This window comes from Actinoplanes sandaracinus (genome assembly GCF_030009775.1).
GTDB lineage: Bacteria > Actinomycetota > Actinomycetes > Mycobacteriales > Micromonosporaceae > Actinoplanes > Actinoplanes sandaracinus.
The window spans coordinates 449,347-470,366 of record NZ_JASCTH010000002.1 but is presented as its reverse complement, the minus strand read 5'-3'; the positions used below and the strand labels follow the sequence as shown (position 1 = coordinate 470,366).

Annotated in this window: 20 protein-coding genes, 1 tRNA gene and 1 pseudogene; 11 read left to right on the top strand and 11 right to left on the bottom strand. The window is 71.5% G+C overall.

Features of this window, described 5'->3' with window-relative positions; genetic code table 11:
• Window positions 1-30: 30 nt before the first annotated feature.
• A tRNA-Met gene (locus QLQ12_RS04795) sits at window positions 31-104 on the bottom strand.
• 127 nt (window positions 105-231) lie between these two features.
• Entirely contained in the window at window positions 232-1,416 is a 1,185-nt protein-coding gene (locus QLQ12_RS04790) for a lamin tail domain-containing protein (protein WP_282757325.1), read from the bottom strand.
• A 488-nt stretch (window positions 1,417-1,904) separates the two neighbouring features.
• On the opposite strand from QLQ12_RS04790, the gene QLQ12_RS04785 reads away from it, so the two are divergent.
• Both QLQ12_RS04785 and QLQ12_RS04780 read left to right on the top strand, forming a co-directional pair.
• Window positions 1,905-2,486, top strand: coding sequence for a pentapeptide repeat-containing protein (locus QLQ12_RS04785; protein ID WP_282757324.1), 582 nt, complete (start codon window positions 1,905-1,907; stop codon window positions 2,484-2,486).
• 19 nt (window positions 2,487-2,505) lie between these two features.
• Window positions 2,506-3,474, top strand: a pseudogene (locus QLQ12_RS04780) (TerC family protein); the annotation flags it as partial.
• Window positions 3,475-3,718: 244 nt separating this feature from the next.
• Here the strand turns inward: QLQ12_RS04780 and QLQ12_RS04775 are convergent.
• Both QLQ12_RS04775 and QLQ12_RS04770 read right to left on the bottom strand, forming a co-directional pair.
• Window positions 3,719-4,663, bottom strand: coding sequence for a translation initiation factor 2 (locus QLQ12_RS04775; RefSeq protein WP_282757322.1), 945 nt, complete (start codon window positions 4,661-4,663; stop codon window positions 3,719-3,721).
• 159 nt (window positions 4,664-4,822) lie between these two features.
• Entirely contained in the window at window positions 4,823-5,674 is an 852-nt protein-coding gene (locus tag QLQ12_RS04770; protein WP_282757321.1) for a spermidine synthase, read from the bottom strand.
• Between the two features lie 103 nt (window positions 5,675-5,777).
• Between QLQ12_RS04770 and QLQ12_RS04765 the strand changes: the two genes are divergently transcribed.
• The 3 genes from QLQ12_RS04765 to QLQ12_RS04755 all read left to right on the top strand — a co-directional run bounded on the left by QLQ12_RS04765 (window position 5,778) and on the right by QLQ12_RS04755 (window position 8,981).
• Window positions 5,778-7,301, top strand: coding sequence for a DUF1800 domain-containing protein (locus tag QLQ12_RS04765; RefSeq protein WP_282757320.1), 1,524 nt, complete (start codon window positions 5,778-5,780; stop codon window positions 7,299-7,301).
• A 14-nt stretch (window positions 7,302-7,315) separates the two neighbouring features.
• Window positions 7,316-8,581, top strand: coding sequence for a DUF1501 domain-containing protein (locus QLQ12_RS04760; RefSeq protein ID WP_282757319.1), 1,266 nt, complete (start codon window positions 7,316-7,318; stop codon window positions 8,579-8,581).
• A gap of 61 nt (window positions 8,582-8,642) precedes the next feature.
• Entirely contained in the window at window positions 8,643-8,981 is a 339-nt protein-coding gene (locus QLQ12_RS04755) for a hypothetical protein (RefSeq protein WP_282757318.1), read from the top strand.
• Here the strand turns inward: QLQ12_RS04755 and malQ are convergent.
• A complete protein-coding gene (malQ, locus tag QLQ12_RS04750) occupies window positions 8,936-10,921 on the bottom strand; it encodes a 4-alpha-glucanotransferase (RefSeq protein ID WP_282757317.1) in 1,986 nt (661 codons plus the stop codon). The genes QLQ12_RS04755 and malQ overlap by 46 nt on opposite strands.
• Before the next feature lie 75 nt (window positions 10,922-10,996).
• On the opposite strand from malQ, the gene QLQ12_RS04745 reads away from it, so the two are divergent.
• Window positions 10,997-11,248: a hypothetical protein gene (locus QLQ12_RS04745; RefSeq protein WP_282757316.1), complete on the top strand. Its 252-nt coding sequence runs from the start codon at window positions 10,997-10,999 to the stop codon at window positions 11,246-11,248.
• Between the two features lie 25 nt (window positions 11,249-11,273).
• Window positions 11,274-12,506: a chitosanase gene (locus tag QLQ12_RS04740; protein WP_282757315.1), complete on the top strand. Its 1,233-nt coding sequence runs from the start codon at window positions 11,274-11,276 to the stop codon at window positions 12,504-12,506.
• Here the strand turns inward: QLQ12_RS04740 and QLQ12_RS04735 are convergent.
• The 6 genes from QLQ12_RS04735 to aroA form a co-directional block, all read right to left on the bottom strand.
• Window positions 12,503-13,258 (bottom strand): carbohydrate-binding protein, encoded by a 756-nt coding sequence (locus tag QLQ12_RS04735; protein WP_282757314.1) that lies wholly within the window; start codon window positions 13,256-13,258, stop codon window positions 12,503-12,505. The genes QLQ12_RS04740 and QLQ12_RS04735 overlap by 4 nt on opposite strands.
• Before the next feature lie 115 nt (window positions 13,259-13,373).
• Window positions 13,374-13,928: a DUF5709 domain-containing protein gene (locus QLQ12_RS04730; RefSeq protein ID WP_282757313.1), complete on the bottom strand. Its 555-nt coding sequence runs from the start codon at window positions 13,926-13,928 to the stop codon at window positions 13,374-13,376.
• A gap of 9 nt (window positions 13,929-13,937) precedes the next feature.
• The gene (locus QLQ12_RS04725; protein WP_282757312.1) at window positions 13,938-14,705 is read right to left on the bottom strand and encodes an ATP-binding protein; all 768 of its coding nucleotides are present in this window, start codon (window positions 14,703-14,705) and stop codon (window positions 13,938-13,940) included.
• 144 nt (window positions 14,706-14,849) lie between these two features.
• A complete protein-coding gene (hisN, locus tag QLQ12_RS04720; protein WP_282757311.1) occupies window positions 14,850-15,650 on the bottom strand; it encodes a histidinol-phosphatase in 801 nt (266 codons plus the stop codon).
• A gap of 59 nt (window positions 15,651-15,709) precedes the next feature.
• Window positions 15,710-16,771 carry a ribosome small subunit-dependent GTPase A gene (gene rsgA / locus QLQ12_RS04715; protein ID WP_282757356.1) on the bottom strand — a complete coding sequence of 354 codons (1,062 nt, stop codon included), beginning with the start codon at window positions 16,769-16,771 and terminating at the stop codon, window positions 15,710-15,712.
• A 2-nt stretch (window positions 16,772-16,773) separates the two neighbouring features.
• Window positions 16,774-18,117, bottom strand: a complete 1,344-nt coding sequence (aroA, locus tag QLQ12_RS04710; RefSeq protein ID WP_282757310.1) for a 3-phosphoshikimate 1-carboxyvinyltransferase — start codon at window positions 18,115-18,117, stop codon at window positions 16,774-16,776.
• A gap of 138 nt (window positions 18,118-18,255) precedes the next feature.
• On the opposite strand from aroA, the gene QLQ12_RS04705 reads away from it, so the two are divergent.
• The 4 genes from QLQ12_RS04705 (at window position 18,256) to QLQ12_RS04690 (ending at window position 21,020) form a co-directional block, all read left to right on the top strand.
• Window positions 18,256-18,933: an SOS response-associated peptidase gene (locus QLQ12_RS04705; RefSeq protein WP_282757309.1), complete on the top strand. Its 678-nt coding sequence runs from the start codon at window positions 18,256-18,258 to the stop codon at window positions 18,931-18,933.
• Window positions 18,934-19,125: 192 nt separating this feature from the next.
• Entirely contained in the window at window positions 19,126-19,521 is a 396-nt protein-coding gene (locus QLQ12_RS04700) for a WhiB family transcriptional regulator (RefSeq protein ID WP_282757308.1), read from the top strand.
• 13 nt (window positions 19,522-19,534) lie between these two features.
• Window positions 19,535-20,143, top strand: a complete 609-nt coding sequence (locus QLQ12_RS04695) for an alpha/beta hydrolase family protein (RefSeq protein WP_282757307.1) — start codon at window positions 19,535-19,537, stop codon at window positions 20,141-20,143.
• A gap of 73 nt (window positions 20,144-20,216) precedes the next feature.
• Entirely contained in the window at window positions 20,217-21,020 is an 804-nt protein-coding gene (locus QLQ12_RS04690) for a sigma-70 family RNA polymerase sigma factor (protein WP_282757306.1), read from the top strand.

Here is a 21,020-nt window from a genome sequence, read left to right as displayed (position 1 = left end):
CTTTCCGCGGACAAGGACCCTCTGCACTCGTAGCGGGGACAGGATTTGAACCTGCGACCTCTGGGTTATGAGCCCAGCGAGCTACCGAGCTGCTCCACCCCGCGTCGGTAGTGAAAGCCTAGCGCACCGACTATGCGGGCTGCAAAGCGGTCCCGCGGCATGGTCCCCGCTGGGACGCCGAACGGCCCTCCGGGGTGGGATCCCGGAGGGCCGTTTCGGTGCGGTGGCGGGTCAGCAGGTGGTGTAGCCCTTGCCGGCCTTAGTCCACTTGCAGGAGTCGATCAGCTTGCCGGCGCCGGTGCGGAGGGCCGCGGTGTCGCCGGCGTTGTTCCAGACGTGGTAGCTCCGGCCCCAGTAGCGGGTGGCGGTGGTGTTGGAGCCCTTGCCGGTGCGGACGGTGACGCTCTTGCCGGCGGCGAGCGTGTAGTTGGTGGTGAAGCGGTACAGGTTGCCGGCGGCGTCGCGGACGGTCCAGCCCTTCAGGTTGACGGCCTTCTTGGACTTGTTGGTGAGCCGGGCGTACTCGCCGTTGATGCTCGTGTTGGTCCGGCGGTCCACGCCAGCGGCGTTGTAGTTGACCCGGGTGAACTGGATCGAGCCGACGGCCGGGGTGGCCGGCGGGTTGGTCGTCGGCGGGTTGGTCGTGGGCGGGTTGGTCGGCGGCGTCGTGGTCGGCGGCGTCGTGGGGTTGGCCGTCGGCGGGGTGGTGGCGGGCGGCGGGGTGCTGCCGCCGCCGGTGCCGGCGACCGTGACCTGGCCGGTGAACGTGTTCGCGAGGATCAGGTTGTCCGGCGACGCGTAGGCGGGCTGCGCGGCGCTGGCGACGACCGCGCGGTACGTCTGCGCGCCGGCGGGCTGGCCGGTGAGGGTGGTGGTGACGTCGGAGGCCGGGTCCGAGGCGCTGGTGTCGTCGGTGGTGCCGGTGCCGACGGTGACCCACGCGCTGCCGTTCTGCCGCTGGATGGTCACCGGCAGGCCGGGCTCGTCGGGCGAGGCGCGGTAGCTGAAGGCGACCGTGTTGCTCGCGGTGGAGCCGAGCGTGAGTGTGCCGCCGATCTTCAGGGGCGCCGCCACGATCCGCGAGTACTCGCCGCCGGCCGCGACGGCCCAGACGAAGCCCGAGTCCATCGTGCGGGTGATGCTCCAGCGGCCGGTCGTCGCGTTGGCGGTGACGGTCGTCGGGTGGTCGTAGGCCTCGGCGGGCTCCAGTTCGGCGGCGTTGGTGACGTCCTTGCCCCACTTGTAGGCGCGCTCGCGGAGCGTCACGGAGGCGCCCGGCGTGGCGGTGCCGGTGAGGACCACGTCACCCCAGCCGGTCTGGCTCGGTGGGGTGTCGAAGGTCGGTGCGGCGGCCCAGGCCGGCGCGGTCCCGAACACTCCGGTTCCAGCGATGAGTACGCCCAGCGCGGTACCCACGCCGAAAACTGTTTTCGGTCGGCTTTGCATGTTATTCGAAATCCTCTGTTGTGCGGGCAGCGCTCACCGCACCCGCTCCGGCATTGGGGTTACGACGCTATCGACAATCAACCGGCAAGGTCATCGTTCGTCCCGTCTGCGCACCATACCCGCAGGTGCCGAAGCAAGTGGTCGTCCCGGCTGGGGAGTGACCAAAATTGCAGGTCAGAGCTGTGTGAGCGGGTGTCGGTAAAGTTACCCGCAGCGCCCACCGGCGTGCTACCGCAATTAGTCGCGCCGAAATGGCCCGGCCCACCGAAAAGGATGAAATGAATCGCCTCGCCGCCGATTGTTCTCGCTGTGCCGCACTGTGCTGCGTTGCACCGGCTTTCGCCCGCTCATCCGATTTCGCGGTCGACAAGCCGGCGGGCCGGCCGTGCCGCAATCTGGGCGACGATTTCCGCTGCACCATTCACGAGGAGCTGCCGCGGCGCGGCTTTCCGGGCTGCGTGGTGTTCGACTGCTTCGGCGCCGGTCAGCGGATCACCCAGGACACCTTCGGCGGGCGGGACTGGCGGTCCGCGCCCGAGTTGGCCGGTGACATGTTCGCGCTGCTCCCGGTGGTGCGGCAGTTGCACGAGCTGATGTGGTACCTGACCGAGGCGCTGAAGCTGGACGACGCGCGGCGGCTGCATCCGAAGTTGCGGGCCGCGTTCGACGAGACCGACGCTCTGGCCGCATCGGCCCCGGCTGAGCTGCGGAGACTGGACGTGGAGGCGTACCGGACCAAGATTGTCCCGTTGTTGCGCAGGGCGAGTGAGATGGTGCGGGCCCGGTCCGGCGGCCGCCGCCCGGACCACAGCGGGGCTCGCCTGATCGGCCGCCGCATGCGCGGCGCCGATCTGCGCGGCGCGAGCTTCCGCGGCGCGCTGCTGATCGGTGCGGACCTGCGCGACGCGGATCTGCGGCGGGCCGACTTCACCGGCGCCGACATGCGGGGTACGGACCTGCGCGGCGCGAACCTGGACGGGGTGCTCTTCCTGACGGCGTCACAGTTGCGTGCCGCAGTGACGGAGACCGATCACCCCTAGGATGGTGTCCATGCAACCGGTGTCCGGTGTGGTGTGGGTCTTGACCGTTGCCGGCATCGTCGGCCTGCTGCTCTTCGACTTCTTCTTCCACGTGCGGCGCGCTCACGTGCCCCGGCTGCGTGAGGCAGCGCTGTGGACGTCGGTCTATGTGTCGATCGCGATCCTGTTCGGCGTCGGCGTGTGGGTCTTCGGCGGGTCCACCATGGGTGCTGAGTACTTCGCGGGTTACGTCACCGAGGAGGCGCTCTCGGTCGACAACCTCTTCGTCTTCCTGTTGCTGATGAGCAGCTTCAAGGTGCCCCGCGCCGACCAGCAGAAGGTGCTGCTCTTCGGGATCGTGGTGTCGCTGCTGGCCCGGACCGGTTTCATCCTGGTCGGCGCCGCGCTGATCAACTCGTTCGCCTGGATCTTCTACCTGTTCGGACTGATCCTGCTGGTCACCGCGGGAAACCTGCTGAAGGACAAGCACGAGGAGGGGGAGGCTCCGGACAACTTCGTGATCCGGCTGGCCCGCCGCTTCCTGCGCACCTCCGACACGTATGACGGGGACAAGCTCTTCACCTATCAGGACGGCAAGCGGGTGCTGACCCCGATGCTGCTGGTCATGGTGGCGATCGGCGGCACCGACATCCTGTTCGCGCTGGACTCGATCCCGGCGATCTTCGGGCTGACGCAGAACGTCTACCTGGTCTTCACCGCCACCGCCTTCTCCCTGCTGGGCCTCCGGCAGCTGTACTTCCTGATCGACGGCCTGCTGGACCGGCTGGTCTACCTGTCGTACGGGCTGGCCGCGATCCTGGGCCTGATCGGCGTGAAACTGGTCCTGCACGCCTTGCACGAGAACAACGTGCCGTTCATCAACGGCGGCAAACACGTCGACGTGGTGGAGATCCCGACCGTGGCCTCGCTGGGGATCATCATCGGGGTTCTGGTGGTGACCGTGGTCGTCTCGTTGCTCAGCCCGAAGGGCCGCGCCCGCACCGCGGTGGCGGGGGCTCGCCGGCAGGCCACCGAGTTCCTCGACATCGAGACCGATCCGGCCTACTGCGACGAGATCTACCACCGGCTGCTCGAGGAGGAGAAGAAGCTCAAGCAGCTGCCCGAGAAGTACCGTGCCCGGATCCGGCAGCAGGTTGAGTTGATGGAACTGCTGGAGCGCGCGCACCGGGTGCACGCGGAGCGGGTCGCCGCCGGAAGCTGTTACGTGCCGGCGACCACGTGAGGACCGCCGGTCAGCGGTCCTGGTCGAGGTAAGCGGAGAGGTTCGTCGCCTGTCCGTCGTCGGGTGAGTGGGAGACGAGGTTCGCGACCCGGGCGGCCAGGCTGGCCGCCCGGGACGCCAGGTCCGGCTCGGCCTGCCGTGCCTTCAGCTCGGCGCGCAGGGCCTCCTCGGCGCGGAGGGCGTCGGCCTCCCGGCCGGGACGCTCGGCGTAAGCGCGGCCGCTGGAGACCGGCGTCTCCTCGAAGACCGGATCCTCCTGGTACGGGTCCTGGTACGCCGTTCCCTGGTAGACGGGCTCCTGGTACGCCGGCTCCGGATAGGCGGGCTCCGCGTAGGTGGGCTCTGCTGCGTAGGCGGGCTCCTGGTAGTGCTCGGCGGCCTCCGGGCCGGGCACCGGGACGGCGCCGAGCAGCGTCACCGTCTGCCCCTGCCCGCCCTGGTAGTTGCTGAACTCCGGCCCGATCACCAGACGGGACAGCATCCGCGCCTGCGGCGCCGGCACCCCGATCAGGTCGGCGTTCTCCACCCGGAACCGGGCGATCGCCTGTCGCAGCGTGTTGGCCAGGCGGTCCGCGTCGCCGATCGTGGCGAGCGCGCCACCGGCGAAGACCAGAGCCGGGAAGGTGCCGTCCGGGCCGGTGCAGACCAGCTGGATCTGGGTGACCGTCGCGTTACGGCCGGTCTCCCGGTTCCCGGGCTGGACCCGCAGGTGCTGGGGCCAGAGCCAGAACAACTCGCCGCTACTCTGCGTTTCCCCGGTCGTGTGGATGTAACGCACCCGGCGGTCGGTGACGACCACGTCGGTCTGTTCCGGCAGGGTCCAGCGCGGCAGCGAGGACGCCTCGTCGAACGCGTACTCGGCCACGGCGCAGCGGCCGGACCACAGCACACGCTCGCCGCCGTCCAGTGGTCCGAGGTCCGTGCCCGCGGGGGACAGGAAGTGCTGGTGGAACATGGTCGCCTTCCCCGTGTTCGCCGCGATCTCCGAACACGCGGCCGAAACGATTACAACCGGGCACCGGCGGTGTGGCCAGTCACCGGGCGTTAATCACACCGGAAGTCGCGAAATCGACACAGGACGGTGATCGGAGATGCACCAACGGCCGACTCGTGATTACTTACGGTTACCGAACAGGCTTTCGGGCGGTAGGGGAGAGGGTACCGCCACGGCGTCGGTAACGGGAGCGGCTCCGGCGGCGAAGCGATCCAGGTCGGTCTCGACCCGGCCCGGGAACCAGTCGCCGGCGGCCCGGCGGGACAGTTCGGCGATCGGCGGCGGGGTACGCCCGGCGACCACCACCAGATTGCCGAAGCGCCGCCCGCGCAGCACCCCCGAGTCGGCGACCAGGCAGGCCTCCGGCAGAGCGGCACGGATCGTGGCGACCTGCGCGCGGGCGTACCGCAGCGGCGGGCCGTCGGCCACGTTGGCGATCAGCCGCCCGGCCGGGTCGAGCACCCGGGCCACCTGCTGGGCGAACTCGGCCGAGGCCAGGTGGGCGGGGGTGCGCGCGCCCGCGAACACGTCCAGGATCACCACGTCGTACCCGGAGTCACGCATTCCTTCGACCGCGGCACGGGCGTCGGAGACCCGTACCCGGATGTTGGCGTTGGCGGGCAGCGGCAGCGCCTGCCGGATCAGCTCGACCAGCGGACCGTCGATCTCGACCACGCGTTGCGCCGAACCGGGCCGGGTGGCCGCGACGTACCGGGCCAGGGTGAGCGCGCCGCCGCCGAGATGCAGCACCCGCAGCGGCCGGCCCGGAGGGGCCGCCAGATCGATCGCGGAGGCCATCCGCCGCACGTACTCGAACTCCAGGTGAGTGGGATCGGCCAGGTCGACGTGCGACTGCGGCGCCCCGTCCAGCAGCAGGGTCCAGGCGGTGTCCCGATCGGGATCGGGCACCAGCTCGGCCACCCCGGAGGCGACCGTCTCCACCCGCCTTCGTGACGCCCTGCGCTGTGCCATCCGGCCAGTATCCAGGTAGCAGGTGGGTAGCACGGTGCGGGGATTCCACAGGTGTGGTGCAAAACTTCCGACGTTTGTTCCCGTGAGCGCAATGGAGCAGACGATGACGCGCCGCAGCGTCGTGGGCGGGATCGCCGCGGCCGGTGCGGCGGCCGCCCTGACCACCGGCACGCCTGCCGCCGCCGCGGACCCGGCCGCCGCCACGCTGCTTCCCACCGATCCGCTGCTGCACCTGCTGCGCCGGGCGACGTTCGGGCCCAGCCCGTCCTCGATCGCGGAGATCCGCCGGCTGGGCGCGAAGGCGTGGCTGGACCGCCAGCTCAACCCGGCCTCGATCCCCGACCCGGTCGCCGATGGCGTGATCGCCCGGCTGCCGCTGAGCCGCCTGTCGATCGCCGAGATCCGTGGCCGGGTGTCCGCCGGAACGTTGAAGCGGTACAGCTGGGACCCGATGTGGCAGCTCGGCTTCGGGGCCGTGGCCCGGGCGATCTGGAGCGAGCGGCAGCTCCTCGAGGTGATGACCGACTTCTGGAGCAACCACCTGAACGTCACCTGCCCGCAGGGGGACGTCTGGGACAGCCGGATCGACTACGACACCATGATCCGCCAGCACGCCCTGGGCAGGTTCTCCGACCTGCTCAAGGCGTCGGCCCGGCACCCGGCGATGCTCACCTACCTCGACAACCGCTTCTCGACGAAGGCCGCGCCCAACGAGAACTACGGGCGTGAGCTGCTGGAACTGCACACCGTCGGGCTCGCCTACACCGAGGCGGACGTGAAGAACGCCGCCCGCCTGCTCACCGGCCTGACCGTGGACAACGGCACCGGCAAGTACCGGTACGACGCCGCCCTCCACGCTGTCGGGGCTGTCCGGGTGCTGGCCTTCCAGCACGCCAACGCCACCGCCGCGGGGGGTGAGGCGGCGGTTATGGCGCTGCTCGACTACCTGGCCATGCACCAGGTGACGGCCCGCCGGATCGTCACCAAGCTGTGCGTGCGGTTTGTCGCCGACAACCCACCCGCCTCGTTGATCACCGCCCTGGTCAAGGTCTACCTGGACAACTCCTCGGCGATCGCGCCGGTGCTGCGGGCGCTGTTCACGTCACCCGAGTTCGCGGCCTCGATCGGGGCCAAGACGCGGACGCCGCTGGAGGACCTCGCCGCGACCGTCCGGACACTCGGCTACGGCCCGGCGACCAGCGGCACCAAGTTCCTGGAGAGCCTCTACTGGATGGCGCGTGACGCCGGGCAGGCGCCGCTGGGCTGGGGCCCGCCGAACGGTTACCCGGACGTGGCCGAGGCCTGGGGCTCACCGTCCGGTCTGCTGGTGCGGTGGAACTTCCATCTCTCCATCGCGGCCGGCTGGTGGCCGGAAACGCTGGTCCGGCCGGCGAACCTGCTGACCGGGATGGTGGGGGCGCTGCCGGCCACGTACGGCGCGCTGATCCAGGCGACCGCCGTGCGGCTGCTCGGCATCGCCCCGAGCGCGAGGCAGACCGCCGTGCTGGCCGAGTTCTACGGCAAGACCCCGGCGTCGCCGCTCAAGGCGAACGACCCGGTGGCCGGCTGGATGTATCCGTACCTGATGGGGATGCTCCTGAACTCCCCGTCCTTCGCGGTGAAGTGAGCGTAGAGGTGACGATGACAGCGGTTTGTGGATGCGACGACGACCGGCGGACCCGGCTCGCCCGCCGGCGGGTGCTGGCGGCCGGTGCGGCGGGAGCGTTCGCCGGGCTGGCCGGGGCGACGGTCGACACCGGCCTGGCCTTCGCGGCTGACCCGGCGTACGACGGTGACGTGCTGGTGCTGCTCTCGCTGCGTGGCGGGTTCGACGGGCTGTCCGCCGTGGTTCCGGCGGGCGACGCCGCCTATTACGCGGCGCGGCCGTCCATCGGCGTACCCCGGTCGCAGTTGATCGGGGGTGGCTCGTTCTTCGGGCTGAACCCGGCTTTGGCGCCCCTGCTGCCGTACTGGACGGGTGGGCAGCTCGCCGCGGTGCACGCGGTCGGCCAGCCGGCGCCGAACCGGTCGCACTTCTCGGCCATGGAGGATCTGGAGCGGGCCGCTCCCGGCACCTCGATCCGGACCGGCTGGCTCAACCGGATGCTCGGCGTGATCGGCTCCTCCGACCCGCTGCAGGCGGTGGCGATGGGCACCGCGAGGCCGGCGCGGGTGCTCGGTGGGCCGGCGCCCTATCTGGGGGTGACCTCGATCGACAAGACGGCGCTCACCGGGGAGCAGGCCGGACGGCCGATCGCGGCGACGATGGCGAAGCTCTACGAGGGCGCGCCGACGGCGCTCCGGCAGACGGTCGGGCAGTTGGGCGGCGCGCTGCAGAAGACCGCGCAGATGCGGGCGGCCGGCTACACCCCGGCCAACGGGGCGGTCTATCCGGCCACCGATCTGGGCGCGGCGCTGCGTGACGTGGCCCGGTTGATCAAGTCGGGGGCCGGGCTGAGGAGCGCGACCGTGGACTGCGGTGACTGGGACATGCACGAGAACCTCGGCCCGGCGGTCGCCGGCCGGCGGATGTACGACCAGCTCAAGGCGCTCGCCTCGGCGCTGGCCGCGTTCGCCGCGGACCTCGGGGCCACCGGGATGCGGCGGGTAACCCTGATCACGATCAGTGAGTTCGGCCGGCGGGTGGCCCAGAACGGCTCGGGCGGGCTCGACCACGGTTACGGCAACGCGATGTTCGTGCTCGGCGGCGCGGTCAAGGGCGGCAAGGTGTACGGCCGGTGGCCCGGCCTGACGAACGCCCAGCTCCGCGACGGTGATCTGGCGGTGACGACCGACTACCGGGCTGTCATCGGTGAGATCCTGCGGGCCCGGTGCGGGGTCGGCGACCTGTCGGGTGTGTTCCCCGGCGTGACCGCCTCCGGCCTGGGAATAGTCGCCGCTCGCTGAACCTGGCGATATTCCGCAAAACGCCTATACGTGACCATCGGCGGCGATACACACTGATCACATGTCGAGCAACCTGCTTGCCGAATTGATCGGTGCACAGCGGCGGTCGCACGCGGCGACCCCGTCACCGACCGGGCCGCCGCTGCGGATCCGGCGGCACACCTCCGAGGAGGGCGCACCGTTCTGGCGGTGGGACTGCTCCGGCTGCGGCGAGTACGGCGGCGGCCGGCACCACGAGGACGCGGTGACCCGGGCGCTGCGGCACTGCCACGAGCACCCGGAGCACCACTCCTCACTGCTGCCGCCGGCGCGCTGCCGGCAGCCGCACACCTACCTGCCGCTGCACCCGATGCTCTACGCGCTGGACGACGAGCCGCCGCCTCCGCCACTCGCCCTCTGACCGTTTCCGATCGGGCCGGGCCGACTGCTCAGGATCCCGGCGACCTTACGGAACAGCGGGTCGGCGACCACCTCGGCCAGGTCCGGGCCGAGCGGGATGCGCCAGTTCGGATACTCCTCGAAGGTGCCCGGCAGGTTCGGCTGACGGCGTTCCAGCAGGACGTCGTGCAGCGAGGCGGTAACCAGCCGGCACGGGGTCCGGGCCAGGAACTCGTGCATGGCCACCACCACGTCCTCGGCGGCGGGGTCCGGCCCGGTCAGCAGCCCCTCGGCGCGCAGGTGGGCGAGCAGTTCCCGCCGATCCTTGCGCCAGGCCGCCCGCTCGTCCTCCACCGTCCCGGTCAGCTGGCCCAACTCCGCGCGGACCTCGACCTGCTCCCCGGCGAGGAACCCGGCCGCGGTCGGCAGGTCATGGGTGGAGATGCTGGCCAGCGCGTTGCGCGGATAGTCGGCTGACGGCCGGTAGCCGCCCTCGTCGTCCCGGGTGAACCAGAGCACCGCCGAGCCGAGCATGTTGGTCCGCTGGAGACCCTCGGTCACCACCGGCATGACCGTCCCCAGGTCCTCACCGATCACCGCGGCTCCGGCCCGGTACGCCTCCAGCGCCAGGATCCCCAGCATGGCCTCCGGGTCGTAGTGCACGTACGTGCCCTTGGCCGGGCCCAGGCCGGCCGGCACCCACCACAGCCGCCACAGCCCCGCCACGTGGTCGACGCGCAGGCCGCCGGCGTACCGGAAGATCCGTCGCAGCATGTCCCGGTAGGCGGCGTACCCGGTCTCGATCAGCCGGTCCGGCCGCCACGCCACTCCGCCCCACTCCTGGCCGAGTTGGTTGAACGCGTCCGGTGGCGCGCCGGTGCGGGCCTCCATCGCCAGCACGTCCTGCAGCAGCCATCCGTCGGCGCCGCCGGGCTCGACGGCGACCGCCAGGTCGTACACGATGCCCACCGGCATGCCCTGCTCCCGCGCCGCCTCCCCGGCCGTGTCGAACTGCTGCTCCAGCAGCTCCTGGATCCAGACGTGGAAGGCGACCCGGTCGCCGCGCATCGCCCGCACCGCCGGGGCGTCCGGACGGCGCGACTCGTCCGGCCACCGCCGCCAGTCGGGGCCGTGCTCCTCGGCGAGCACGCAGAACCGCGCGAAGTCGGTGAGCCCCGGGTCCCGGTCCAGGTCGACCGGCCCGGCCAGCGGCCAGAGCAGCTCGCACGCGGCGATTTTGGCGGCGAACACCGCGTCGTAGTCGATCAGAGCGCCGGCGGGAGGTTCCGGCCGCAACGCGTCCACCCGGGCCCGCAGCGCCGCGTCCGCCCGCCGGTACTCGGGGGTGTCGGTGATCCGCAGGTAGAGCAGGTTGGCGAACCGGCGGCTCGACGGGGAGTACGGCGACGCCGGAACCGGCCGGGTCGGTGTGATCGCGTGCAGCGGGTTGAGTAGCACCAGCCCCGCGCCGGCCGAGCCGGCCACGAAGTCGCGCAGGTCCCCGAGATCGCCCATGCCCCACGAGCCGGCCGAGTGCAGGGTGTAGAGCTGCAGCATCCAGCCCCAGGCGTCCGGCGGCTCGGGCAACGTGGCGGGGACCACCACCAGGGTGACCTCCTGATCGCGGCACCGCAGCCGGTGCCAGCCCAGCGGCAGGTCGGCGGGCAGCCGGTCCACCCGCCGGACGGCGCCGTCCTCGAGGGTGATCTCGGCCGGTGCGGGCAGCGTGCCGCCGGCGCCTTCGCGTAGCACGATCGTCCCGGGCAGCCGGTCACCGACATCACGGCGGCGGGCCGCGGCGAGCGACTCCCGGACCGCTTGTGGGGTGCTCGCGTCGACGCCCAGCATGCCGAGCACGCCGATCACCGACTCCGCGGCGACCTCGGTCTCCCGGCGCTGCCAGTTCTCGTAGTGCGTGGCCACTCCGTGCGCCTCGGCCAGGGCCACCAGATCCGCGTCCATGCAAGTCCTTCCCGTCGGTACCGCCCTCGATACACGATCCCTTACCCGTTGCGTACATCGGTCAGCATGGGGCACATGGGTGACATGGCTGGAAAACTCCAAAGATGGTTCGCCGCCGCAGTGGCCGGCGTGACCCTGACCCTGTTGATACCGGCACAGGCCTGGGCCGCCGAGCCCGGCGTGCCACAGCTCGTGATCGAGGCGGCCCGCAAGTCCCGGCGCGGCGGAATCGGGTTCGGCATCATCGGACTGCTCTGCTGCCTGGGTGTGATCGCGGCCGTCGTGGTCGCGTTCGTATTGATCTCCCGGAAGCGCAAGCGTCGCTGACGTTCCCCGGCCTAGCCTGGAACCCATGCGTTCATGGGTGCTGGGCTCCGGGATCGCGGTGGTGCTCTGCGTGCCCCTGGCGATCTCCGTGGCGGCCAGTGCCAACCCCGACGTGGTGCTCACCAAGGGGCGCCCGGCACTGGCCTCCGCGACCGAGAGCGTCGCCTGGCCCGCCGCCGGCGTCACCGACACCGCGACGGACACCCGGTGGTCCAGCGGGGCTTCCGGGCCGGTTACACAGTGGATCCGGATCGATCTGGGCACGGCCCAGGACGTCCGCCGGGTCCGGCTGCACTGGGCTCGGGCCTTCGCGACGGCGTACCGCGTCCAGATGTCCGGCGACGGTGCGTCGTGGACGGACCTCTACCACACCTCGTCCGGCGACGGCGGCACCGACGACCTCCGTGGCCTCGCCGGGACCGGGCGCTATCTGCGGGTGCTGGCCACCCAGCGGGGCACCTCGGAAGGCTACTCACTCTGGGACGTCCGGGCGTACGGTCCCGGACACGCCGCGCCCGTGACCGAGTCGGCCGCCACGGCCGACGTGCCGCCGGCCGCCGCCGGCCTGGCCGACGAGGCGAAGAAGGAGACCGCGCTCAAGATCGTCTCCAGCGCGGAGAACTCGACTCTGGCATGGCGGTCGGAGTACGACTACATCGAGGACATCGGAGACGGCCGCGGCTACACGGGCGGCATCGTCGGCTTCTGCTCGGGTACGTCCGACATGCTCGCGGTGGTCACCGAGTACACCCGCCGCAAGCCGGACAACGGCTTGGCCGGTTACCTGCCCGCGCTGCGTGCCGTGGACGGCACCGACTCGCACGACGGTCTCGACCCGGGTTTCCCGGCCGCCTGGCGGTCCGCCGGCGGCGACCCGGTGTTCCAGAAGGTCCAGGAGGACGCCCGGGACCGGATGTACTACTCCCCGGCGGTGCGCCTGGCCGAGGCGGACGGGCTGCGGGCGCTCGGCCAGCTCGCCTACTACGACGCGGCCGTGATGCACGGCGTCTCCGGGCTGCGGGCGATCCGCGAACGCGTCGTCGCCGGGCAGCGGACACCGGTGCAGGGCGGCGACGAGATCCCCTACCTGGCGGCGTTCCTGGACGCGCGGGCGGCCGAGATGCGCACCGAGGCGGCACACAGCGACACCACGCGGGTCGACACCGCCCAGCGGACCTTCCTCGACGCCGGAAACCTCGACCTGGCCGCTCCGCTGACCTGGAAGGTCTACGGCGACGTGTACGAGATCGCCGGTTAGACCTTCTCGAACAGCGCGGGCACGAGGTCGGGTTTCCAGTCCGGCAGCGACGTGTGCGCTTCCCGCACCCGGTAGACCACGGTGCGGTATTTGACCAGGTCACCCGCCTTGTACGCGATGAACGCCTTCCACTGCTTCGCCGAGCTGGTGTCCACCGGCACCTGGACGGTGATCTCCACCTGGTCCACCAGCATGCCGCTGGAGTTCTGCCCGCCGGCCGCCCCGTTGAGCACGAAGATCTTCGGCATGCCCTTCTGCTCCGGAGTGAAGCGGAGGACCTGGCGGCCGTCCAGCGACCAGGTCAGCGTGGTCGGCGTCCAGTCGATCGCGTAGGTGTGGAAGTCGCCGGAGTCCACCTGGTCCGAGGCGAGGATCTCGGGCTGTCCGGCCGGCACCCGGCCCGACGCGTCGAGCACGCCCAGCGCCCGCCACGCCCCGTCCGCCCGGTCGCCCTTGATCCGGGCCTCGACGTGGCCGGACTCCTGCTCGAAGATCGTCTCGGTGCGCAGCGCGGACCCGAGCGCGAGCCGGCCCTCACCGTCCAGCCGGGCCGTGCCGCCGCTGCCCGTGGCCGTCCAGACGTCGCCGTCCGGTTCGCCACCGCGGTCGCCGGAGAAGTCGTCACTGAGCACGACCCGGGTCTCGGTGACCGCCGCCTCGGCGGTGTCGCCTCGCCCGGCCGACCATGTCGCCGCTGCCACCCCGGAAACGATCACCATGGCCGCCAGCGCGCGCGGCACGCTCCCTCGCATGCGAACAACCCCCACTCAATGATCAGGTGGGCACTGTGCGCAACTGGGAGCGCTACCGGCAAGAGCAAGAGCCGATTTTCGGCGAGGCTTTACCCGACTGTGGCCGGACAGACGATCAGTCGTAGTCCGGCGCACGGGTCTCGTGCATCGCCAGTTCCTCCGCGCTGGCGCCGCCACCGGCCGCCCCCGCGTCGTAGGCGACGCTGTCCGGCTCCTCGTCCCACCCGGAGCCCTCGTCCGGCGCGACCAGGCGGCCCACCTGACGCGGCGAGCTCTCGTCCAGCTGGCCGTCGTCGTACAGCGAGATGGGCGATTTGGGGTCGGAGGCCGGGCTCGGCTCCCACACGTCCCGGTCGAAATCGCGCTGCTCGGAACTGTCCACCGTCTCGTCCCCGGCGTCCCGCGGCTCGGCCCGCGACTCGGCGCCGAAGTCCGGCTCCTCCTGTCGCAGCCGCTGCTCCAAGGTCTCGCCCTGTCGCTGCTCCTCGGCGGTGTCACCGAACCGGTTCGAGCCGCCCGGGCCCACCCCGGCGAGCGCGGCCGGGTCCGGCCCGTCGGCCCACCGTGGGCTGTTCACCTCGTCGTACGCGGTGGAATCGTCATCGGCGGTGTCCGGCAGACCGGACGCCTCCGGATCGCTGACCTCAGCCGGGTAGTCGTTGTCTCGCATGTCCGCAATCTACCCACGTGCGGGGTCGGTCATGCCCGCATGACGGGTTCGAGGCGCGGGCCGTTTGCCCTCCAGCCGGGCCCAGACCACTTTGCCGTCGTCGAGCGGCAGATTGCCCCACCGGTCGGCGACCGCGTCGATCAGCAGGAGGCCACGGCCGCCGTACGACGTGGGTGCCACCGGCCCGCCCAGCCGGGGGATCACGGCCGACCCGTCGCGGACCGCCACGCTCATCGTGTCGCCGCGCAGGGCCAGCATCAGCCGCATCGATGTCCGGACGTGCGCCACCACGTTGTTGACCATCTCGGTGGCCACGATGCACGCGTTGCCCGCCAGGTCCGGCCGGTCCCACCGGCCGCACGCCTCGGTGATCACCTGACGGGAGCGGCGGGCCGCGCCGACGGCGGGTTCCAGGCCGGCATCGACCCTCCGGGCGGGGTCGGGCGCGCCCAGCGCGGCGAACGCGCCGGCCGGATCCGGCCAGACCGGCCACCCGCTCGGCCGCCACGCCGTGGCGTCGGTGGAGCCGCAGAGCGCCAGGTGGCTGCCCGGCCAGTCCCGGGTCTCGTCCAGGACCTCGCGCAGCACCTCGACGGCGTCCGCCCGGGCCGCCCGCAGGCCGGCGATGTCGACCACCACGGCCTCGGGCTGGGTGGCCAGCACGTCGAACAGCGCCGAGCGAACCGGGGCGGCGGTGGTCTCGTCGAGGACTCCGGTGAGCCGGACCAGTGGGTAGTCCTGGCCGCGGTCAACCCGGTGACGAACCTCGCTCGGCATGATCGCTCCATTGTGCATAACGCGGCCGTGGTGCGCATTCGCCAGAGCACCGGGCCGACGATCCCGGCAATGGGGGCATAGCGCCCTGACGGGCATTTCCTGGAGGTACCCCGCCCGGCGGTTCTCATGCCGACCGCGGCGATCTCAGCCGCGACGTGCCAGCGCGGTCAGCACACTCTCGTGCAGCAGGCCGTTCGTGCCGATCACCGAACTCTTGTCAGCGGTCGGCCGGCCGTCCAGGTCGGTGATCTTCCCGCCCGCCTCGGTCACGATCGGGATCAGCGCCGCCATGTCCCAGAGCGAGAGCTCCGGCTCGGCCATCGCGTCCAGAGCGCCCTCGGCGAGCAGCATGTATCCGTAGAAGTCGCCGTAGGCCCGGCTCCGCCACACCCCCAGCAGGATGTCCATCATCTGCTCCAGGCGGCCGTTCTCGGCCCAGCCGTTGAGGCTCGCGTAACAGAAACTCGCGTCGGTCATCTTCCGCACCGAGGAGACGCTGATCCGGCTCGCCGAGTGCTGGTTGCGCCCGGCGAAGGCGCCCAGCCCGCGCCCGGCCCACCAGCGCCGACCCAGCGCCGGCGCGGAGACCAGCCCGGCCACCGGGGTGTCGCCCTCCATCAGGGCGATCAGCGTGGCCCAGATCGGCACACCACGGACGAAGTTCTTGGTGCCGTCGATCGGGTCGATCACCCAGTACCGGTTGCCGGGTCCGGCGACCGCCGGGGTGCGGCCGAACTCCTCACCGAGCACCCCGTCGCGTGGCCGGGCCCGGGCCAGGGTCGCGCGGATCGCCTTCTCCACCGCGGTGTCCGCGTCGGACACCGGCGTCAGGTCGGGTTTCGCCTCGACCCTCAGATCCAGCGCCCGGAAGCGGGCCATCGAGATGGCGTCGGCCGAGTCGGCGAGGACGTGGGCAAGCGCAAGATCGTCGGCATATCCGGCCATGCGGAGAAAGTTAGTCCATCAACCCGGCGCGGTCGCGCCGGGTTTACCGCTTTCCAAGATCAGATATCTTCGGCGACCTGATCCCGCCAGTCACCCTCACCGGAGCGGGAGGACAACAGCCGGCGGTACGACGCCAGACGGCGCTCGTCGGCCTTCCCCTCCGCCACCCACGCGTCCAGCCGGCACTCGGAGTCGCCGGCGGCGTGCCCGCAGTTCGGCTGATCCTCCAGCGTGCCCTCGACCAGGTCGGGGAACCCGTGCAGCAGACTGTCCGCGCTCACGTGCGCCAGCCCGAAGCTCCGGATGCCGGGAGTGTCGATGATCCAGCCCGGATCCTTCCGGGACTTGCCGACGACCGGCAGCCGCAACGCCACCGCGCTGGTCGAGGTGTGCCGGCCCTTGCCGATCGCGCTGACCACGCCGACCGCCCGCAGAGCGGCCGGCACCAGACGGTTGACCAGCGTCGACTTGCCCACTCCGGAGTGCCCGACCATCACCGAGATGCGGCCGGCCAGCCGGGCGCGCAACTCGTCCAGGTCGCTGCCCGGGCGGACCAGCACGTGCGGCAGGTCCAGTTCGGCGTAATAGCCGAGCACCTGTTCCGGGCCGGCCAGGTCGGCCTTGGTCAGGCACAGCAGCGGCTCGATGCCCGCGTCGTACGCCGCCACCAGGCACCGGTCGATGAACCCGGTCCGCGGCGGCGGGTCGGCGAGCGCGCTCACGATGACCAGCTGGTCGGCGTTCGCCACCACCACCCGCTCCAGACGGCCCTCGGGAGTGGTGTCGTCGTCGTCCGCCGTTCGGCGCAGCACCGACGTGCGCTCACTGATCCGGACGATCCGGGCCAGCGTGCCCGCCGCTCCGGACGAGTCGCCGGCCAGGGCCACCCGGTCGCCGACCACCACCGACTTGCGGCCCAGCTCGCGGGCCCGCATCGCGGTGATCACGTCATCGCCGCTGCCGTCCTCGCGGACGCAGCCGTACCGGCCCCGGTCCACGGCGATGACCAGGGCGTCGACGGCGTCGTCGTGTTTAGGGCGGGTTCGGGTACGCGGCCGTGACGCTCTACCCGGACGGATCCGGACGTCGTCCTCGTCGTACTCCCGTTTGCGCGCTGGCAGATCTAGCTCCTCGCCACGAGTCCCGCCCAGAGTTCCGGGAACTCGGGCAACGTCTTCGACGTACAACTTACGTCGGCGAGGTTGACGCCCGGCACGGTGAGTCCGACAACCGCGGCCGCGTGTGCCATCCGGTGGTCGGCGTAGGTCTCGAAAGTGGTGCCGTGCAGCGCCCCCGGCACGATGCGCAGACCGTCGGGGAACTCGGTCACCTCGGCGCCGGCCTTGCCCAGCTCGGTGGCGAGCGCGGTGATCCGGTCGGTCTCGTGCCCCCGGATGTGCGCCACCCCGCGCAGCTCGGACGGGCCCTCGGCGAGCGCGGCCAGCGCCGACACCACCGGCGTCAGCTCACTGACCTCGGACAGGTCGGCGGTGATGCCGCGCAGCGCGCCGGCGCCGCGCACGGTCAGGCCCTGCTCCGACCGGGTGACCTCGGCGCCCAGCGCGGTGAGGATCTCGCTGAGCTGCGCCACCGGCTGCCAGCTGTCGGCCGGCCAGCCGGCCAGGGTGACCGTGCCGCCGGTGACCATGGCCGCCGCGAAGAACGGCGCCGCCCCGGACAGGTCCGGCTCGATGGTCCACGTGCGCCCGCGCAGCACCCCGGGCTCGACCGCCCACACGTCCGGCACGCTGTCGTCCACCACGGCGCCCGCGGCGCGCAGCATGTGCGTGGTCATGCGCAGGTGCGGGGCGGACGGCACCGGCGGGCCCTCGTGCCGCAGGGTGAGGCCCTTGGCGAAGCGCGGGGCGGAGAGCAGCAGCCCGGAGACGAACTGGCTGGACTCGGAGGCGTCGATGACCGTCTCGCCGCCGGGGATCGGGCCGGAGCCGTGCACGGTGAGCGGCAGCCCGCCGGTGGGGGAGGCCTCGATCGTCGCGCCGAGCGAGCGCAGCGCCTCGATGATCGGGCGCAGCGGCCGGTTGCGGGCGTGCGGATCGCCGTCGAACTCGACCACGCCCTCGGCGAGAGCGGCGGCCGGTGGCAGGAACCGCATGATCGTGCCGGCCAGGCCGACGTCGACCCGGGCCGGGCCGCGCAGCGGGCCGGGCGTCACGATCCACCGGTCGCCGTCGGTGGTGTCCACCTCGACACCGAGTGCGCGCAGGCCGTCGGCCATCAGCACGGTGTCACGGGCCCGCAGCGGGGCCTCGATGACCGAGGGCCCGTCGGCGAGGGCGGCCAGGATCAGGGCGCGGGCGGTCATCGATTTCGAGCCGGGCAGCCGCACGGTCGCCGAGACCGGGCCGGTGGCGGACGGGGCGAGCCAGGGTCGGGGTTCTGCAGTCACGGAGCCATTCTGCCGTCGCCCGCCGACAGTTCCGGCCCGCGTTCCCGCCTTCCGGGACATTTCGGCGCGCTGTCCCCCACCCGTGCGCCTCCGGCGATCCCGGGGCGCCGCGTCAGCCGCCGCGACACAGCGCCCGGAGTCGGCCGGGAGGGTGTCGCGGGGCGGACGGGTGTTCGACGGCGGCGTACCGTGCTGTCCATGTGCGGCCGATACGCCACCACCCGGAGCAACGCCGATCTCAGCAAGCTGTTCGAGGCCGTGGACGTCGCCGAGCCGCTGCGCGTCAGCTGGAACGTGGCGCCCACCGACCCGGTCCCGCTGGTCCGGATGTCCTCCGAGCACGAGGGCCGGGTGCTGGACACCGCCCGCTGGGGCCTGGTCCCGCACTGGGCGAAGGATCTGAAGGCCGGCGCCCGCATGATCAACGCGAGAGCCGAGACGGTCACCGAACTGCGGTCGTTCGCGCCGTCGTTCGCCAAGCGCCGCTGCCTGGTCCCGGCCGACGGCTGGTTCGAGTGGGTCCGCGACGGCAAGCGGAAGCAGGCGTTCTACATGACCCCGGCGGACGGGTCGCCGCTGGCCTTCGCCGGTCTCTGGTCGGCGTGGGGCCCGGAGTCGGTGCTCACCTGCAGCGTGATCACCACAGCGGCGCTCGGCGGTCTGCGGAAGGTGCACGACCGGATGCCGCTGATCCTGCCGGCGGACCGCTGGGAGGACTGGCTGGCCGGTGGCGGCGAGCCGGAGCGGTTGCTGCGCCCGCTCTCCGAGCGCGATCTGGAGGCCATCGAGGTGCGCCCGGTCGGCGCCGCCGTCGGCAACGTGCGCAACAACGGACCCGAGCTGATCGAGCCGGTGCCGGAGATTACGCTTTTTTGAACTCTCGAAGATCAACGAAGGTATTTGTCGGGATATGCGCCCATTCTCCACCGACAATTTTGTTTAGAGATAGACCACCCCCTTGTTCTGATCTTGTACCTTGCGATACAAACCAGCGCCGGAGTGGTGCTGGACCGTAAGGTGCGGCCCGGCCGCCACATGCAGTTCCGGTCCCACGGGGGAGGTGGGCTGATGACACGAGCACGCATGCCGCGTCCGCACGAGGTTGCTATCGCGCGACGCGACCCGCGACTGCTCGAGGCGATCGCGCAACGGTGTACCGATGAGGCGTGGCGCACGCGGGGCGCCTGCCGGACCGTTGATCCGGAGACGTTCTTTCCCGCGCCCAACGAACCATCGGGCGGAGCCGTCGCACTCTGCGGCACCTGTGACGTGCAAGGGCCGTGTCTGGCCTGGGCGCTGCAGGTCGGCGACTGCCACGGGGTCTGGGGTGGCACCACCCCACGGGAGCGCCGGGCCATGCTGGTCGCCTGGCGGGAGCGGATACAGGCGAACGGTGACGAGGTCGAGGACTCACCGGACGACGAAGATCGTCGTCTACTGACACTCACACCGGTCAGCCGCTGATACAACGGAGCGCGTGACCAGCTCCGCGATCGTCCTCGACACCCCGCGCGGCCCCGCCGCCGCGTCCGTCACCGATCCACCCGGCCCGGTGCTCGGCCTGCTCGTCCTCGGCCACGGCGCCGGGGGCGGGGTCGACGCGCCGGACCTGGTGGCGGTGCGCGACGCGGCGGTGGCGGCCGGCGTGCGGGTCGCCCTGGTCACCCAGCCGTACCGGGTGGCCGGCCGGCGCGCGCCCGCTCCCGCCGGGCACCTCGACGAGGCCTGGACCGCGGTGGTGGGTGCGCTACGCGTACCCGGAACGCCCCTGATCGTCGGCGGCCGGTCCAGCGGGGCGCGGGTCGCCTGCCGGACCGCGGCCACGCTGGGCGCCGCGGGTGTCCTCGCCCTGGCCTTCCCGCTGCATCCGCCCGGGAAGCCGGAGAAGAGCCGGGCCGCCGAGCTGCCCGCCACGGTGCCCACGCTGGTCATCAACGGCGACCGTGACCCGTTCGGGGTGCCCGGGGCCGGCGGCGCGGTCGAGGTGGTGGTGCGGCCGGGAGCGGTGCACGATCTGCGAAAGGATCTTCCCGGGACCGCCGAGGCCGCCGTCGCATGGCTCCGTCGCCATTCGTGGGCGCGGTGAACGGCCGAGGGAATGTGCGACGCCGTCGAGGGTGTTATCCAGCTGGACACTCATCGGCGGAAGGGGTTCTCAAGTGCGTGCCGGTGTCGGAAGCGTCGAGCGTGACGGCCGTGAGGCGAACCGGGTGCGGAGCCTTCTGGGTTCCCCCGAATGGCCCGCGGCTCAGACGTCACAGCCGCTGCCGTCGGTGAGCGTGAGCACACCCGCGGTTTTCGAAGGCGTTACAGGGGCACTACCCGTATCCTCGGCGGGGCGGTCGAGGGGAGATTCCAGGGTGGCCCAGAAGGAACGGACCGAGGAGCGCCGGGAGCGCTTCGAGCGTGAGGCATTGCCGTTCGTCGACCAGTTGTATGCCGCCGGCCTGCGGATGACCCGCAATCCGGCCGATGCCGAAGACCTGGTGCAGGAGACATTCCTCAAGGCGTTCTCCGCGTTCCACCAGTTCGAGCAGGGGACGAACCTCAAGGCCTGGCTCTACCGGATCCTCACGAACACATACATCAACTCGTACCGGCGCAAGCAGCGGCAGCCGCTGCAGTCGCCGACCGAGGAGATCACCGACTGGCAGCTGGCGTCGAGCGAGTCGCACACGTCGCAGGGTCTGCGATCGGCCGAGACCGAGGCGCTGGACCGGCTGCCCGACAGCGACATCAAGGAAGCGCTCCAGTCCCTGCCGGAAGACTTCCGGCTCGCCGTCTACCTCGCCGATGTCGAGGGTTTCTCGTACAAGGAGATCGCCGACATCATGGGCACGCCGATCGGCACGGTCATGTCCCGGCTGCATCGGGGCCGGCGCAACCTGCGCAAGCTCCTGGAGCAGTACGCGGCTGACCGGGGCATCACGCGGACCGCGACCTCCGAACCGCAGGGGGCGTGA